Below are 16,477 nucleotides of genomic sequence, written 5' to 3' on the forward strand. Positions count from 1 at the left end.
CGGCGTGGCAGTCAGGCGGGCGCCGCGGCCAGCACGCTTTGCCGAAAGCGGCGGGCGACGCCGGAGAGCGTCTCCAGGCCCAGGTGCGCCACGACGATCTTCTGGCTATCCTCGCGCGTGGCCAGTGGCCGGCAGACAAGCACCGAGCCATCGTAACTGTGATCTGACATTGGCCGGACGCAGGAAAGCCCGACCCCCCAGCCGCTGGCCACGAGGCCGCGTTGCATCTCGAAGCTGGAAACCTTCTGGACATTGTCGGGCTCGATCTGGTGTGCCCGGAAAATGCCGAGAAAATAGTCGAGCGTGATCGGAAAATCCTCGATGATCACCCGCTCGCCGCGCAGCGCCTCGAGTGGGATCGTGCCTTGGTCGACGAGCGGATGCGCTTCTGCCATCATTGCATAGGGCTCGAGCGCGTCAATCGGCTCCAACTCGATCTCGCTGCCCGCAAGGCCGGTGGCGTAGGTAATGGCGATCTCGCTTCTACCATCAAGCAACTGGGCGCGGATTTCCGCCAGGTCGCCCTCGATCATCCGATATTCGACGCCGGGATTGGTCTTTGCAAAGCGCGTCAGCAATCTGGGCAGATACATCGGCCCTATATCGCGAAAGCAGCTGATCGAAAGGCGATTGCTCTCGAGCCAGCGCCCGTCCTCGCCGGCAATGTCCGCGGCCTGGGCCAGCATGCTCCGCGCCCGCAACAGGAGGCGACGGCCGGCTTCGCTGATCGCCAGACGTTGTCCGGCTCGGCGCAGGAACAGCTTTTGACCGATGACTTCCTCGAGATCGGAAATCGCGACGGAGATGGAGGGTTGGGAGACATGCCGCGCCGCTGCGGCGGCGGTGACGCTGCCGTGCTCCACGACCGAGATGAAATATTCGAGCTGGCGAAGAGTGAAGGGTATAGGCATTGTCTATGCAACTTTCGGAAAGTTTTAATTTTCACCTATAGGTTAACAGCCTAGGCTTCCGCTCATCAACCACGCAGAGGAGACAAACGGTGCCTGTCATGACCGCCGAACATGCAACCGAACGGGCCAAAGCGCTCGTCGGCCCCAAGGAACTCGAAGCCTACCGCCGCGACGGCGCGGTCTGCGTTCGCCAGCTCTTCACGCCGCAGCAAGTCGAGACCGGCCGAATGGGGATCGATGAGAATATGGCCGTGCCGAGCGAAAGGGCCAATGTCGCCAGTTCTCCCGACGATCCGGGCTACTTCATCGAAGATTTCTGCAACTGGCGGACCAATCGCCACTATCACGACTTCATCTTCAATTCCGCTGCGGCTGCCGTGGCGGGGCTCTTGATGGAGACCGCTCAGGTTCGTCTTTACCACGACCATCTTCTCGTCAAGGAGCCCAACACGCGGCAGAAGACACCCTGGCATCAGGACCAGCCCTACTACAACATCGAAGGCCGGCAGAACTGCAGCATGTGGGCGCCCATGGATCCGGTGGCCCGGGCCGCGACACTCGAATTCGTGGCCGGTACGCATGAAGGCCCCTGGCTCATGCCGCGGTCGTTCCTGTCCAACGAGGCGAAATGGTTTCCCGATGGCGCGCTCGCCGAGCTTCCGGATATCGATGCCGATCGGAGCGACCATAATATTCTCGGATGGGATCTCGAGCCAGGCGACGCGGTGTTCTTCCACATGCTGACGCTGCATGCGGCCGCGGGCGCCGGCGCCGGACGGCGGCGGGTCCTTTCCGTCCGCTTCCTCGGCGACGATATCCGTCACGCCCCGCGCCAGTGGAAGACTTCGCCCGCGTTTCCCGGACTGGAGGATGCCCTGCCTGCCGGCGCGCCGATGGATCATCCGCTCTTTCCGGTGCTCTGGACGAGGGAAAAGGACGCGGCTTAGGTCAGCCGGCTGCGAAGCTACGTCGTCTGAGATCGCAATCGCGGCTGTCCCATCCGGCCGGCACATCACCGATCGGCGGCCCGATGGCAAGGCCGCACGGTGGGTTCCCTCGGCAAAGTTGCGCGCGGTGCGCTGACCTACGCGTCAGCCGAGCCTCATTCAGGGGTTCCCGCCCGGAGCGCGGCGTTTCAGTTAGCGAAGCGCTCTGTATTTCTGATTCACTGTTTTTCGGCCGGAGGTGAAGCCCGCTCCCGCCGGAAATACTCTATGCCGCGGCTTCCGCCACGGCATGACCAAGGCCTCCGCGGCTCCATGTCCAGCGCAGCATCAGCCCGATCGCCACCAGCACGGCCGCGATCTGCACCGCGAAAACCGCCTGATAGGCATGGGTTGTTTCCAGCCCCGCCAGCTTGCTCGACTGGAAGACCACTTCAAGGATTTCGATTCCCGCTTCGGTGCCGAACATGATGATGAAGGCGGGCGCGAGTGCGATGATCCTGTTCTGCGCCGCCATGCCGGCGACGATGCCGATCACGGAGGCTGTCGCCATGCCGATGCCGATGCTCGAGAGCACCTTGGAGACGTAGAACAGGCTGACATTGATGTCCTGGTAGGGGTAAAAATAGATCGCGACCATCCCGGCGAGCAGGAGCGGCAGCGACAGCGCCAGCATGTTGATGCCCCAGTTCGGATTGCGCACCAGCACCGCGCCCGTGCCAAAGACCGCAAGGATCTGGCTGGCAGCGGCCAGCGTGGCACGGTTGTCGATCAGGTCCGATGAACACAGATGCCGTACCAGATAGGCGGTGTCGTAGAAGCCAGTTGTCGGTATTTCCAGAACAAAGAGCATGCCCAACAGAAACACCGCCAGTGGCGGGACGGCCGCCGCGCCGCGGGTGAGATGCTTTTGCCTTGAATAGAGTGCCACACAGATGAGGATGAACAGGCCGAGAAATGCCAGGCTGATCGGGCTGGCGATGCCGACAAATGAATTGGATGCGGTCCACGCCTCGAAGGCCAAGATGGCAATCACCAGCGGCAGGACGCGCTTCCATGCGGGCGCTGCTTCCGGCGGGGCGGATGACGCAATTGCGGTAGCCTCGGCCCTGCCGAAGACGAAGGGAATGAAGAGGAGAAAGACCATCGGCATCGCCGCCAGGATGAGGAAGTAATTGCCGGTGCCGATATCGAAGGCGACATACTTGACCAGTTGTGGGGTCAGCAGGAAGGCGATCGGCTGGGCCGATATCCAGACAGTCGTCAGCCGGGCGCGCGTGGCCGGATCCTCCTCACCGTTGATGGCGAGCTGCGCCAGCGGGGCGAAGAAGGCGACCGAAAATCCGCTGAAGGCGAAGCTGGCGATGACGACGATCTCGCGCACATCGAGTGCCGGGTCGAGCAGCATGGTGATGCCGACCATGGCGTAGCAGATCGTGGTGATGATGGCGAAGATCACCGCCACCTTCCTGGCATTGCGCACAGTCAGCACGAAGGGCGCCACAGCAAGCGCGATCACCGCGCCGCCGAGCAGGAGTTCGATGAGCACGTCGGTTTTCTCGACCGAGATGTTGAGAAAACTCGCGAATTCACTTTGCGACACCGATACGGTGGTGGTGCTGATCGATCGCAACCCGTTCCCGAGAAGCACGAAGACCGCCAGGATCAGACCCTGGAGCGCTAATAACCGTTTCATGCTGGTCTCATTTCCCGAGGTTGTTGATCATGCGGCCGGCGGCGCGGATGGCGAGTGCCGCGATCGTCAGCGACGGTGCATTGACCGGGGCGGTGACGTGGGCGCTGGATCCGAGAATGTAGAGATTGCGGTGGTCGTGGGCGACGAGATCGGTGTCGACGACCGATGTCTTGGGATCCGTTCCCATCCGCGCCGTGCCGCCGATGATGGCGTTGGAGAGATAGGGATCGTTGCTTTCGACGTCGCTTGCGGCCATCGCCGAGAAGATCTGGCGATTGACCTCCATCGCCTTGGCAAGCCCGTTCCTTGTGTAGTCGTCCATCCGGAAGGTCACCTTCGGCTTGGGCACGCCCGAACTGTCGGCGACGTCGGCCAGTTCGATCCGGTTGTTCCAGTCCGGCAGCACCTCGGCCGAGGAATTGAGCCGGAGATGGCGGGCAACCTGATGGTTGACCTGGCGCGCCAGTTCCGCTCCGGTCATGCCCTTGGCGATCAGCTTCCTGGCAAGCCCCGTGGCGTCGGAATTGCCTGACCAGCCGCTGTTCATGAACGATGTTCCGGCCGCCGCATATTCGCTGCGGAATTCGCCGTCGCGGAGTTCGAGAAGTCCGCCCGTCTGCTGCGGGCCGCGATAGGGATAGACCGGCTCGGGCATCATCGCCCAGACGTCCTGATTGGCCTGGGTCAGCAGGTACCGGCCGACCGCGCCCGATGAATTGGCAACGCCGTTCTGGGCGCCGTCCTGCTTCGAGTTCAGAAGCAGTCTCGGATTCTCGATCGCATGGCAGCACAGCGCAAAGACATCGCCTTCGACCCAGAAGGTCTCGCCATCGGGACGCCGAACCTTGACGCGGCTGACATTGCCGTCCGCTGCAAGTTCGATGAAGGTGACGAGCGAATCGGTGATGAAGCGCGCTCCCGCGGCCTCGGCCTTCTCCGCGTGCACCGACGCATCATATTTGGCGCCGATCGGGCAGATCGGCACGCAGGTGTTGTTGCCACAGCAGGCGGGACGGCTGTCGAATACTTCTGAATTGCGCGCATGCGAAAACCGGCCGGCATGCAGGCCCAACTTGTCGAGCGCCTTGATCACCTGGTGATCCATGTAGCTGTGGGGGATCGGCGGCATCTGGTAGGGCGTCTCGCCGCGCGGCGCGCCCCAGTCGAAAGCAGGATCGCCGGCCACGCCCCAGCGCTTCTCGGCTTCCTCGTAGAAACCGACGAGCGACTGGTAGTCAATCGGCCAGTCCTCGGCCACGCCGTAGTCGGATTTCATGCGGAAGTCGGCCGGGCGCAGGCGGTCGGCAAAGCCGGTCCAGTGCCAGCTGGTGCCGCCATAGAGCCGCAGATAGGCGCCGATGAATTTGTCGGCGCCGCCCTGGACGTAGAAATCGTCATACTTGCCGTCTTCCGGATGCGGCGCGGAGGCGACACTGGGATAAGGCGATTGCGGCCCCTTGACCGGATTGTCGTAGAAAGTTCGCACATTGCTGGCGCGATCGCGGCGCGGACCGGCCTCGAGCACCAGCACATCGACGCCCTTCAGTGCCAATGTATAGGCCAGATGGGCGCCGGCCATGCCGGAGCCGATGACGACGACGGAAGCGCGCATCACATGGCTCCCGGCTGGGGAGCGTTTTCCCAATGGCCGAAGCCCGGGCCGCCGCAGGCCCCGGGCGCCGTTGCAAAGGTCACCGCCTGCCAGGACAGGCACCAGGGATAGTATTTCGCGCTGACAACGCCGTCGCGCGTCACTTCGCCGGTGTAGAGAAACAGCGCCACAAAGGCAGCCTGCGCCTTCAGTGCCGGATTGGCCTGGTCCAACCTGTCTCCGAGCGCGCCGCTGCCGAATGCGCGGACAAATTCGACCTTGGCGGCCTGCCCGTAGGCCAGGTCGAACTCGTACTCTGCTGCCTCTATCAGGTAGGGGGACACTGAGGAAACGCCACCGATCTGGCGGGCGATCTCGGCGAAGGCTTCATCCTGTCCGCCGAGCACCCGCGCCCGTGCAGCCCCCGGCAGCAGCGGCATCGCCGCCATGAAGATGCGGCGGCTGATGTTCATCGCGTCACCACCACAAGGCCGCGCAGCTTGTTGGAACCGGTGTCCGTGGTCGCCATCGCCTTGTAGAGATCGGCAATGGTCATCCAGACGGGCGGATATTTGTATTTGGCGACATCGAGCACCAGCACCCGGTCGGTGTCCGCATCGTAGGCGGCGACCGGCGAGATATGGCCGTCACCCTTCTGGCCGATCGGCTTGCGCGAATAATTGATCACCAGCCGCTTCGCAGGATCGGCGAGTACCTTCTTCACCGTATCGCGAAGACCTGCTTCGTCGAATTCATCGGCATGCCTGAACTCGGCGGAGACGCCGAGATTGGTGAAGAATTGGGCAAGCTGGCTCAGCACCAGGCCTTCATGCTCGACCATCGGATAGGACTTCACCTTCTCATTTTCCGCGCTGAAGATGTTCTCCTGGTTGAAGAACGGCCAGGGATAGAGCCGCTGCGCCACCGGGCGGTCGCCGCCGAGGCTGTTCATAACAGCTGCAATGGTTGCGGGTCCGCAAAACGTGAGGATGTGCTCGCTGTCGAGATAGCTGGCCAGCGAGAAATAGGGCGCGTCGAGCTCTGCGCCCTTGAACAGTTCCATGCCCCCGGCGTCGGGCAAATAGATCAGCTCGTCGGCGAAGGCGGCCACGGGTGCCAGGGCCAGCAGGCCAAAGCACACCGAATTCTTGAGAAATCGCTTCATTTCTGATCTCCAAACCAGGCCGACAGTGCGGCTATGTCATCATCGCTCAGATCCTTGGCGATCTCTTGCATGACGATGGCACGCCCGCCGCCGCGCAGGCCGCTGCGATAGGCGTTGAGGGTGTCCTGCAGATATTCCGGCTGCTGACCGGCGATGATGGGCACGGCAGACAGGCTCGGATTGCCGTCGGCGCCGTGACACGAAAAGCATTGCGACGCCCGGTCGGGCGGCGAGGCTGGGCCGTCCGCTCGTGCCGGCAGGGCGGAGCCTGCAATGAGAAACGTCAGCACCAGCCGGCGGACGGCGGTGGCGGAAATCCGATGCATGCTCAATCCTCGATGTTCACATTGATCATCATGCCGGTGTCTTCATGCGGCAGGATGTGACAGTGCATGACGTAGCGACCGGAAAAATCGGTAAACCGTGTGCGAAACCTGACCGTGCCCGCGGCAGGCACGGGAACAGTGTCCAGCCAGGGCTTGCGCGGATCGGGCACGCCGTTGACATCCATCAGCTGGAACGGATTGACGTGGATATGCAGCGGATGCGGGAAGGGCGTGGTGTTGACCAGCGTCCACTCTTCCACGGCTCCGACCTTCGAGACCACGTCGTCGCGGCGCGGATCGAAGGGCTTGCCGTTGATGGTGAATTCGGTGTCGTGGAAGAACCCCTTGACCTCGGACACACCAAGAATGAACTGCCGGCGTCCGGTTATCTCCTCATCGGTGATGTCGGTCAGGATGCTGTTCTTCGGCAACGGCCCGGTCGGCAGGTCGCGCCCGAACGGCACGTCGGCTGCAACCCGGCTGTCATCGGCGGCCAAAACAATGACTTCGGCCAGAAGAATATCGGGAAGCGGCTGCTTGCCCTGGCTGAAGGCCGGGCGATGCAATTCGTAGGTGCCGACTTTCGGCGCCTTGACCAGCAGATTGACGCGGTTGCCCGGCGCCAGTTCGACCTTATCGACCTGGGCCGCCTCGGGCAGCGGATTGCCGTCGCGGCCGACTTCGTGCAGTTCCAGGCCCTCCGCGGTCAGCGGCAGGAATTGCGCGTCGCCGGCGTGCAGCACCCGCCAGTGCTGGATCTCGCCCTCGCGCATGTAGATGCGCGGGCGGTAATTGCCGTTGATGAGGAAGTTGCGTTCTGCATCCAATGCCCAGATCGGCTCTTCGCTGGTCAGCAGCTTTTCGAGACCGGGAACAGGGGCCTGCACGACCATGACGCGTTCGACCATGGCTGCGATTTCCGGCACGCTGTCGAGTGCGCCGCCAATGATCGCCATGCCTGCCGCACCCGAGGCTACCTGGGCCGCCACCGATCCGTGCCGATGCGGGTGGTACCAGTAATTGCCTGCGGGATGATCCTGTGGGATCTTGACCACGTAATTGAAATGCTGGCCGGGATCGATGTTCAGATAGACATTGTCGCTGTTGCCGCGCGGGCTGACATGAAAGCCGTGATAATGGACATTGGTGGTGTTGAAGCGGTTGGGGGTGTTCGTGACCACCTGGTCTGTGTCCGGGTTTGGGGGCATCCGGTTCTCGAAGGCGACTTCGAGTGTGTCGCCGGGGGACAGGCGCAAGGTCGGGCCGGGCAACTGGCCGTTGAAGATGCGCAGCTTCGCCGGCCCCGAAGGCAGTTCCACCTCCGTCACCGCCATGTGGAGTTTTGCTCTCAGGCGGCCGGAAACGCTGCGCAGTTCGGCGGGATTGGCGAGATCGTCATCCAGGCCAAGCGGCGAGACCGCCGGCGTGACTTCGCTGGTGGCGGCGAATGCCGTGCGTGGAGAGGACAGGGAAAGCCCACCGCCGCCAAGGAGGGCAACCGTCGCGGACCGTTGCAGGAAAATTCGTCGTGAAAGAGCGTGCATGATGCCTCCATTACAACCCTACAAGAGCATCGCGAATCATTAAAGCATTGTTAATTTTTCATATTTCAATGACTGTTGAACACAGTTTCCACCTGCATGCGCGGACGCAATCCACACCCGCCCCGCCCAGCGGCATCAGCCCAATCTCAGGGTCATGAGCAGATTGGAGAGCAGCGCGGTGCGCGGCGCCAGGCTTGAGACGAGGACATGCTCTTTGAAAGTATGCGCGCCGGCGCCGTCCGCGCCGAGGCCATCGAGCGTCGGCACGCCGAGCGCGGCGGTGAAATTGCCGTCCGAGCCGCCGCCGGTGGCGACCCCCTTGAGTTCCATGTCGAGATCGGAGGCAAGCTGTCGCGCGTGCTCGAAGAGCTGCCGGCCGGCCTCGGATGGCGGGAAGGGCGGCCGGTTGAGACCACCGGAGATCTCCAGTCGGATGTCCGGGTCGCCGGAGCCCAGCGCCTCGATCCGCCCGAGAATGTCGTCGGCTGCGGCTGCGTCGGGAAGCCGGACATCGACCAGCATGCGGCATTCGGCCGGGATCACGTTGCGCCCGGTGCCGCCCTGAATGGTGCCGACCGTCACTGTGACGCCGCGGTCGGGATCGTTCATATCCTCGAGCGCCAGCACCAGCCGGGCAGCCTCGCGGATGGCGCTGCGCCCGTCCCCGGGGCGCATGCCGGCATGGGACGCACGGCCATGGACTGCAATGTCGTACATCGCCACACCCTTGCGGGCGGTGACGATGCTGCCGCCGTCGCGGGCGGGCTCCATCACGAGCGCGAAGCCGGCGCTGCGGGCAAGTGCGTCGATCACCGGGCGCGAGCTTTTGCTGCCCATCTCCTCGTCGGGGACGAAGAGGATCTCCACGGGCAGCATGCCTGCCGGTTCGCGCGCCTGGGCCAGTCCGAGCGCGGTGAGCGCCATCAGCGCCCCGGATTTCATGTCGTAGACGCCCGGCCCGTACAGCCGGTCGGCTTCGCGACGGAGCGGCAGCTCCGCACTGAGCGTGCCGGCGGCGTGCACGGTGTCGAGATGGGCGAGGACGAGGATGCCCTTCCTCTCCGGCGTCGACCGGGCCCCGCCGCGCACGATGAGCGTGTCGCCGAAGCCCATCGTGCCGGCGATGCGCTCGCTTGCAAGCCCCAGGCCTGCGGCGGCGACCTGGACATGAGCGACCATGCGGTTGACCGCGGCGGCGTCCGGCGTGGGACTCTCGATACCGACCCAGACCTTCAGATCGGCAATGAGCGCGGATTCGTCGATGTCCGCAGCCGTCAGCAGGCCGGTCAAGATGCGGGACCGCCTGCGGCACGATTCGAAGCAGGCAGCAGCCGGATGCGAGTGACGGTTTGCGCCTCGATCAAAGCGTTGCTGTAGAGCATCGGGACATAGGTCCCGCCGGACCAACCCGCGGCGAGATCGGCATAGTGCGGCGAGCGCGGGTCGCCGGACTGTCCCGGGGTGTTGATGCAGACGGAATTGTCCCAGTCGCCGACATCCATCACCAGCCGCACGGAGGCGCCGGCGGTGACGCGGAAATCGCCGAGCCGATAGCCGGCATGCATCACAGTCGAGCGGCTGCCGCCCATCGGCAGCGGACCGACGTCCCAATCCGCGGCCCCGGCCTCGCCGCGACTCGCGCGAACCCGGCTGGTGGCGTGTTCGAATGTGGCCTGGTGCAGCTTGCCCCAGGCCCAATCCTCCGGATCGGCGCCGAGCCGCTTGAGGCAGTCGGCAAAGCCGGCTTCCAGCGTGGCCAGAAGCAGTGCGTCGCGCTCGATCGGGGTCCAGTGAAGGGCGCTCGCTTCCGGCGCCGAAAGAAGGTCGAGCAGCGTGTCGACATCGCCCGGCAGGAGCAGCGGCCGCACTTTTTCATCAGCGAAGCGGGCGAGCAGCGCCGGGCGCAGATGCTTCATCCACCAGACCTCGAACAGCGCCGCGGCGCCGCTGCCTGCCGCCAGGCAATGGTCCCAGCCGTCCAGCAGGGCGGCGGCGCGAGCCTGATGTCCGGCGAGACCGGAGCGCCCGGCCAGCGTTTCGGCAAGCACGAAACAGATGACCTGGGCCGGACGGGAATGCACATCCGTCTGCAGCGCGCAGGCCGCGGCCACCGAATGCCTTTCGTCGGCGGCGAGCACCGCCTTGATTCGCTCCGCCCGACTGGGCTCGGTCCATTCATGGCCGATGGTCGGTGCATCGGCGGGCCGATCGGTGGGCAGGTTCATCTCGTTGGCGGTGGCCACGAAGCCTGCCTCGGGATTGATGCTGCGCGGCAGTTGGTCGGCAGGCAGGAAGCCCTGCCATTCGTGGCTGCCGTCGCCCGGAACGGGCAGCAGGCCCTGCCAGCCGTCGCGCATCGGCGTGAAGCCGGCGGTGAACCAGCCGGTGTTGCCTGCGGTGTCGGCGCAGACATGATTGACCGACGGCGAGCCCCAGGCGCCGAGTGCCTCGCCGAACTCGGCGACACTGCCGGCGCGCATCGCGCTCAGGCTGCCGAGATAGGCAGCCGATCCGGGAAAGGCCCAGACCGATCGCAGCGCGATGACCGTGCGCTTCTCCGCATCCTCGTGCAGCACCGGGCCATGGCGGGTGTAGGAGAGCGTGAGCGTCTGCTGCGCATAGCCCCTGACCTCGAAAGGCTCCTCAACGCGCCGGATCGCCTCCCAGCCGTCGAGATGGCGGTAGAGGTCCGGTTCGCCGGGCTTGGTCTCGTAGACATAGACGTCTTCCTGGTCCATGCCGAAAATGGTGAGGCCGAACGCGGTGGTGCCGTTGTGGCCGAGCGAGACGCCCGGCGCGGTGGGCTCGCCGGTGCCGATGGCGTTGAAGCCGGGCGCTTCGAGATGGACGAGGTAGCGCAGCGACGGCACGGCGTGGGCGCGGTGCGGGTCGCTCGCCAGGATCGGCCGGCCGGTCTGCGTGCGGGCGCCGCCGACCACCCAGTTGTTGGAGCCTTCCTCGCTGACGGCGCGGACCACATCGCCCAGATCGGTGACGTCGACCCAGTCCCATGCCTTATCAAGGGTAGCCTCGAGCCGCTCCGGCTCGAATGTGACGGGAGCGGTGGCGAGCTTGAACAGCCTGAGTGCCGCGATCGGAATGTCGGCAAGCACCACGCCATCGGCCACCTCGAGATCAACCGGCGGCTCGATCTTGGTGCGCAGCAGATCGGTGTCGGCGCCGGCGAGCGCCATCACGTTCGCGCGCAGGATCTCGGAGACGCCGTTGCGGGTCAGAGCGTGGCTACGGATGCGCACAACGTCCTCGGGCTTCCAGCGCGAGGGCGCGGTACCGAAGACGGAAAATTCCGGCGGCAGGCGTTCGGGCTCTGCCTCGCAGAGCGCCAGATAGGCATTGATGCCGGCGGCAAACGCGCTGCAGATCTCTTCGGTGTCGGGGGCATAGGACGCCCATTCCGGCGCCATCCGGCCCTGGTAGAGGAAATGCCGGGCCGCATGGTCCTGCGCCAGGTAGCCGGGACCGAAATCGGCGGACAGCAGACCCAGGCCGCGCTTGCGCCAGAGGTCGATCTGCCAGAGCCGGTCGCGGGCCGCGTTGAAGCCCTGGGTGAAGAACAGGTCTGCCTCGCTGCCGGCGCGGATGTGCGGAATGCCCCAGCGGTCGATTCGGATTTCGGTGGGAGACTGGAGGCCGTCGACGGTCAGGGTCTCGTTGGCGATGGTCTCGGTCATGGGGGTACTCTCAGACATGGTGGCAGGCGACTGTCGATCCATCGGCGCGCGACGTCAATTCCGGTCGCACGCGCGAGCAGATTTCCGTGGCCAGCGGGCAGCGGGTGTGGAAGGCGCAGCCTGGGGGAATGTTGGACGGGCTCGGAAGCTCGCCAGTGAGGATGAGGCGTTCGCGGGAGCGCTGCAGCCTCGGATCGGCTTCCGGCACCGCCGACATCAGCGCTTTCGTATAGGGGTGCTTCGGATTGGCAAAGAAGGTGTCGCGGTCGGCGATCTCGACGAAGCGGCCCAGATACATCACCACGACGCGGTCGCAGATGTGACGGACGACGGAGAGATCGTGGGAGACGAAGAGATAGGCCACGCCGGTACGCTTCTGCAGCGCCACCAGAAGGTTGAGGATCTGCGCGCGGACCGAGACGTCCAGCGCCGAAACCGGTTCGTCGCAGACCACCAGTGCCGGCTCCAGCGCAAGCGCCCGGGCAATCACCACGCGCTGTCGCTGGCCGCCGGAGAACTGGTGCGGGTAGCGATCGGCATGTTCGGGGCGAAGGCCGACCTCGGTCAGCAGCTTGGCGATGCGGCTCTTCAGCGCCTCGCCGCGGGCGATGCCGCGAACGATCAGCGGCTCGGCAATCGCGGCGCCGATTGTCGAGCGCGGATCGAGCGAGAGAGCGGGATCCTGGAAGATCATCTGCACCTTGCGGCGGATGTCGTTGAGCGCCTTGCCGCGGGCGCCGACAACCTCCTCGCCGGCGATGCGGATGCTGCCCTCGACCGGCTGCTGCAGCCCGACGATGGTGTTGGAAAGGGTCGACTTGCCGCAGCCCGATTCGCCGACCAGCGCCACGGTCTCGCCGGCGGCGATGTCGAGCGAGACACCGTTGACCGCCTTGACGACGAATTGCGAGCGGCCGAACAGTCCGGACCGGCCGTTGAAGTGGACCGCGACATCGCGGATTTCGAGGACCTGGTGCGTGTCGCTCATGGCAGCATCCCCGTGATTTCGGCAATCCGGTCGATATGCCAGCAGGCCGAGCGGTGCCCGTAGCCCTGCGCAAACAGCGGTGGCTGTTCGACACGGCACTTGTCGGTGACCAGTGGACAGCGGCTGGCGAAATGGCAGCCGGGTCCAAATTCCTGCGGCGTGGGCACCGATCCCTCGATGGTGGCCAGATCCGCCTTCGGCGCCACGTCGAGACGCGGCACGCTGGCCAGAAGCAGCGCCGTGTAGGGATGGGCCGGGTGGTCGAACAGGTCCTGCACCGGCGCGATCTCGGCGATACGGCCGGCATACATCACCGCCACATGGTCGGCGATGTCGGCGACCACGCCCATGTCGTGGGTGATCAGCACGATGGAGGTGCCGTGGTCGGCCACGAGTTTCTTCATCAGGTCGAGGATCTGCGCCTGGATGGTGACGTCGAGGGCGGTGGTGGGCTCGTCGGCCACCAGCACGCGCGGTCCGCAGATCAGGGCGATGGCGATCATGATGCGCTGGCACATCCCGCCGGAGAGCTCGAAGGGGAACTGGTCGAGCCGCCGGTCGGGATCCGGAATGCCGACATCGACCAGCATCTGCCGGGCCTTCTCGAAGGCATCGGCGCGGCTGGCGCCGGTGTGGATGCGGTAGGCGTCGGCGATCTGCGAGCCGACGCTGGCCAGCGGATCGAGCGAGGCGCTCGGCTCCTGGAAGATGATCGAGATGTCCTTGCCGCGGGCCTTGCGCAGCTGGCGTTCGCTGAAGGTCGCCAGATCTCGGTCCCCGAGCAGGATCCGCCCCTCGGTCCGCCGCGCCACCGAGGGCAGCAGTCCCAGCATGGCGAAGGCGGTCAGCGACTTGCCGCAGCCCGATTCGCCAACCAGCGCCATCACCTCGCCGGGCGCCACGGTGAAGGATACCCCGTCGACCACCCTGGCGCCGTCGATGTCCACGGTGAGGTCGCTCACGTCGAGCAGCGGGCGGATCGGTTCATGCATGGCGGTCCTGCCTGTCATCGGATCGCGGCGGTTCCGGGCGTCGCCCCGAGCTGGCCGCTCTCGAACGTGCCGATGGAATTGCCGCCGTCGACGCTGAGCACCGCGCCGGTGATGAAGCTCGCCTTGTCGGAGCACAGAAAGCCGATGGCGTTCGGCGCATCGTCCGGGCCGCTGGAGCGGCCAAGCGGAATTCGCTTGAGCATGCTTGCGACATAGTCGTCCGACAGCGTGCTGACCGAGCTGCCGGGGGCGAAGCCGGGCTCGACCACGTTGACGCGGATGCCGTGCGGCGCGAGCTCGAGCGCAAACCCCTTCGACAGCCGCTCGAGAGCCGACTTGGAGGTGCAGTAGGGCACCGAGCCGTTGCGCATCTGGCGCGCCGCACCCGAGGAGATGTTGATGATCGAGCCCCTGCGGTTCTCGGCGATCATCAGCTTCGCCATTTCCCGCGTCAGCACGAAGGGCGCGCGGAAATTGACGTCATTGACCCGGTCCCAGTCCTCGAAGCTCATCTCCAGCAAGCCGAACTTGGTGTAGATGCCAGCATTGTTGACAAGAATGTCGGGCGCCTTCCATTTCATGCGCACCAGCTCGATGAGTTCGAGGAGTGAGGCGTGATCGGTCAATTCCGTGACGTGCCGCAGCGTATTGTCCGCATCCAGCCCGAGCTCGCCGACCACCGCCTCAAGCGCGTCGCCGCGCCGATCGGAGAGGCAGAGCGTGGCGCCTTCTGCGGCGAAATGGGCGGCGATCCAGCGGCCGAAGACGCCGGCGGCGCCGGTGATGACGACAGTCTTGTCTGCAAATTGCATTTGGGCCTCAGCGGGTACGGGAGCGCGGGTCGAGCTGGTCGCGAAGCCAGTCCCCGAGCAGATTGACGGAAAAGACGAGGAAGAAGAGCGACAGGCCGGGGAACAGCACGATCCACCAGGCGCGTTCGACATATTCGCGACCGACGCTCATGATCGATCCCCAGCTGGGCGTGGGAGGCTGGATGCCGAGACCGAGGAAGGACAGGCCAGCTTCGGTGAGGATCATCAGACCGAATTCGGCGGTCGCCACCACCAGAACCGGGCCGGCAATGTTGGGCAGGACGTGGTGGAACAGGATCCGCGCGGCGCCGGCGCCGGCCAGTTCGGAGGCCTTGATGAACGGGAGGTTGGCCACCTGCAGCGTCTGGCCGTAGGCGACGCGGGTGTAGCGCGGCCAGCGGGTGAGGCCCAGCACCAGCACCAGCTTGAGAAATCCCGGCCCGAGAACCGCCACGGTGAGCACCGCCAGCAGCACGGCGGGAATAGACATCATGATGTCGACCAGCCGCATGATCACCACCTCGACCCAGCCGCGGAACCAGCCGGCGATCATGCCGAGCGACACCCCGACGAGCGTGGAGACGATGACGGACAGGAGCGCCACGCCGAGCGACACGCCGGCGCCATAGAGCACGCGCGAAAGCAGGTCGCGGCCGAGATCGTCGGTGCCGAACCAGTAGGTGATGCCGCTGCGGCCGACGAAGCCCGGTGGCTTGAGGCGGGCAAACAGGTCCTGCCGGGACGGATCGGCCGGTGCGATCCAGGGCGCAAGCGCCGCCAGCAGCACCATGGTGATCAGGATCGCGATCACCGCGAGGATCGGCAGGGGAATGCGTCGGAAGCGGGCACTGAGCGATGTCGAGAGGGTTGCCAGGGTCATCTCCTCACCGGGCCAGACGGATGCGTGGGTCGACGATGGCGTAGATGAAGTCCGCCAGCACCGCGGTGATCACGTAGACGAAGGAGATCAGCAGCACGATGACCTGGACAATGAGGAAGTCGCGCGCCTGGATCGACTGGATCGCCAGCTGACCGATGCCCGGCCAGGCAAAGACCGTCTCGATGATGACGGCTCCGGCGAGCAGGTTGCCGATCTCCAGCGCCGCGATCGAGATTACCGGGATCGAGGCATTGCGCAGCACGTGACGGACGATGATCTTTGGCATCGGCAACCCGCGGGCGCGGGCGGCGCGGACATAGTCCTTGCTCAGCTCGTCGGCGACCGAAATCCGGGTCATGCGGGCGAAGGTCGACATCGACAGGGCGCCGAGCGCGATGGACGGCATCACCAGATTGGAGAGGCCGCCGATGCCCGAGGCCGGAAGCCAGCCAAGCGTGACGGCGAAGACGAAGATCAGCAGGATGGCGGAGAGGAAAGTGGGCACGCTCTGGCCGGTGACCACGACCGCGGTCAGCACCCGGTCAAGCCACCCGCCGCGCCGGGTGGCCATCAGGATGCCCGCCGGAATGCCGACGCCGATGGCCACCGTGAGCGCGCCGGCGGCGAGCTGGATCGTGTAGGGCAGGCGGGACGCGACAATGTCGATCGCCGGCACACGCTGCACCACCGATTCGCCGAAATCGAGATGGATGAGATCGTTGAGATAACCGACATACTGCACCCAGAGCGGCCGGTCGAACCCCAGCTCGCGACGCAGATCGGCAATCATCTCCGCCGACGCGCCCTGCGGCACGAGCAGCAGGGTCGGGTCGCCGGAGAGATGCATCACGATGAAGACGATCGTCAGCACGCCGAAGATCGCAATCATCGCCTGGAGAAGCCGCTCACCCACATATCTCAGCATGACGGCCTCTC

At 65.1% G+C, this 16,477-nt stretch carries 15 protein-coding genes; 1 reads left to right on the forward strand and 14 read right to left on the reverse strand.

What is annotated here, in order from left to right:
• Positions 1–11: 11 nt before the first annotated feature.
• Positions 12–911 carry a LysR substrate-binding domain-containing protein gene (locus DFR52_RS23075; protein ID WP_110034444.1) on the reverse strand — a complete coding sequence of 300 codons (900 nt, stop codon included), beginning with the start codon at positions 909–911 and terminating at the stop codon, positions 12–14.
• 98 nt (positions 912–1,009) lie between these two features.
• Here DFR52_RS23075 and DFR52_RS23080 point away from each other — a divergent pair, with 98 nt between their 5' ends.
• Positions 1,010–1,858, forward strand: a complete 849-nt coding sequence (locus DFR52_RS23080) for a phytanoyl-CoA dioxygenase family protein (RefSeq protein WP_110034445.1) — start codon at positions 1,010–1,012, stop codon at positions 1,856–1,858.
• Positions 1,859–2,123: 265 nt separating this feature from the next.
• Here the strand turns inward: DFR52_RS23080 and DFR52_RS23085 are convergent, their stop codons facing one another.
• From DFR52_RS23085 to DFR52_RS23145, 13 genes are all read right to left on the reverse strand, one after another.
• Entirely contained in the window at positions 2,124–3,551 is a 1,428-nt protein-coding gene (locus DFR52_RS23085) for a hypothetical protein (protein WP_110034446.1), read from the reverse strand.
• A 7-nt stretch (positions 3,552–3,558) separates the two neighbouring features.
• Positions 3,559–5,163 (reverse strand): FAD-dependent oxidoreductase, encoded by a 1,605-nt coding sequence (locus DFR52_RS23090; protein WP_110034447.1) that lies wholly within the window; start codon positions 5,161–5,163, stop codon positions 3,559–3,561.
• A complete protein-coding gene (locus tag DFR52_RS23095) occupies positions 5,163–5,615 on the reverse strand; it encodes a hypothetical protein (RefSeq protein WP_110034448.1) in 453 nt (150 codons plus the stop codon). The genes DFR52_RS23090 and DFR52_RS23095 overlap by 1 nt, the downstream gene beginning before the upstream one ends.
• The gene (locus DFR52_RS23100) at positions 5,612–6,307 is read right to left on the reverse strand and encodes a phytochelatin synthase family protein (RefSeq protein WP_110034449.1); all 696 of its coding nucleotides are present in this window, start codon (positions 6,305–6,307) and stop codon (positions 5,612–5,614) included. Before DFR52_RS23100 ends, DFR52_RS23095 begins: the two co-directional genes overlap by 4 nt.
• Positions 6,304–6,633 carry a c-type cytochrome gene (locus tag DFR52_RS23105; protein WP_110034450.1) on the reverse strand — a complete coding sequence of 110 codons (330 nt, stop codon included), beginning with the start codon at positions 6,631–6,633 and terminating at the stop codon, positions 6,304–6,306. Before DFR52_RS23105 ends, DFR52_RS23100 begins: the two co-directional genes overlap by 4 nt.
• A 2-nt stretch (positions 6,634–6,635) precedes the next feature.
• Positions 6,636–8,177 (reverse strand): multicopper oxidase family protein, encoded by a 1,542-nt coding sequence (locus tag DFR52_RS23110; RefSeq protein ID WP_110034451.1) that lies wholly within the window; start codon positions 8,175–8,177, stop codon positions 6,636–6,638.
• A 135-nt stretch (positions 8,178–8,312) separates the two neighbouring features.
• Complete coding sequence (locus tag DFR52_RS23115) at positions 8,313–9,467, reverse strand: M20 family metallopeptidase (protein WP_110034452.1); 1,155 nt, start codon at positions 9,465–9,467, stop codon at positions 8,313–8,315.
• On the reverse strand, positions 9,464–11,869 hold the full coding sequence (locus DFR52_RS23120; RefSeq protein ID WP_110034453.1) for a penicillin acylase family protein: 2,406 nt from the start codon (positions 11,867–11,869) through the stop codon (positions 9,464–9,466). The genes DFR52_RS23115 and DFR52_RS23120 overlap by 4 nt, the downstream gene beginning before the upstream one ends.
• 10 nt (positions 11,870–11,879) lie before the next feature.
• Entirely contained in the window at positions 11,880–12,857 is a 978-nt protein-coding gene (locus DFR52_RS23125; protein ID WP_110034454.1) for an ABC transporter ATP-binding protein, read from the reverse strand.
• The gene (locus DFR52_RS23130) at positions 12,854–13,867 is read right to left on the reverse strand and encodes an ABC transporter ATP-binding protein (RefSeq protein ID WP_245415463.1); all 1,014 of its coding nucleotides are present in this window, start codon (positions 13,865–13,867) and stop codon (positions 12,854–12,856) included. Before DFR52_RS23130 ends, DFR52_RS23125 begins: the two co-directional genes overlap by 4 nt.
• Positions 13,864–14,661: an SDR family NAD(P)-dependent oxidoreductase gene (locus tag DFR52_RS23135; protein ID WP_110034455.1), complete on the reverse strand. Its 798-nt coding sequence runs from the start codon at positions 14,659–14,661 to the stop codon at positions 13,864–13,866. The genes DFR52_RS23130 and DFR52_RS23135 overlap by 4 nt, the downstream gene beginning before the upstream one ends.
• A 7-nt stretch (positions 14,662–14,668) precedes the next feature.
• Positions 14,669–15,541, reverse strand: a complete 873-nt coding sequence (locus DFR52_RS23140; RefSeq protein WP_110034456.1) for an ABC transporter permease — start codon at positions 15,539–15,541, stop codon at positions 14,669–14,671.
• A gap of 4 nt (positions 15,542–15,545) precedes the next feature.
• Positions 15,546–16,466: an ABC transporter permease gene (locus DFR52_RS23145; RefSeq protein WP_110034457.1), complete on the reverse strand. Its 921-nt coding sequence runs from the start codon at positions 16,464–16,466 to the stop codon at positions 15,546–15,548.
• Positions 16,467–16,477: the final 11 nt, after the last annotated feature.

The organism is Hoeflea marina (assembly GCF_003182275.1).
Lineage (GTDB): Bacteria > Pseudomonadota > Alphaproteobacteria > Rhizobiales > Rhizobiaceae > Hoeflea > Hoeflea marina.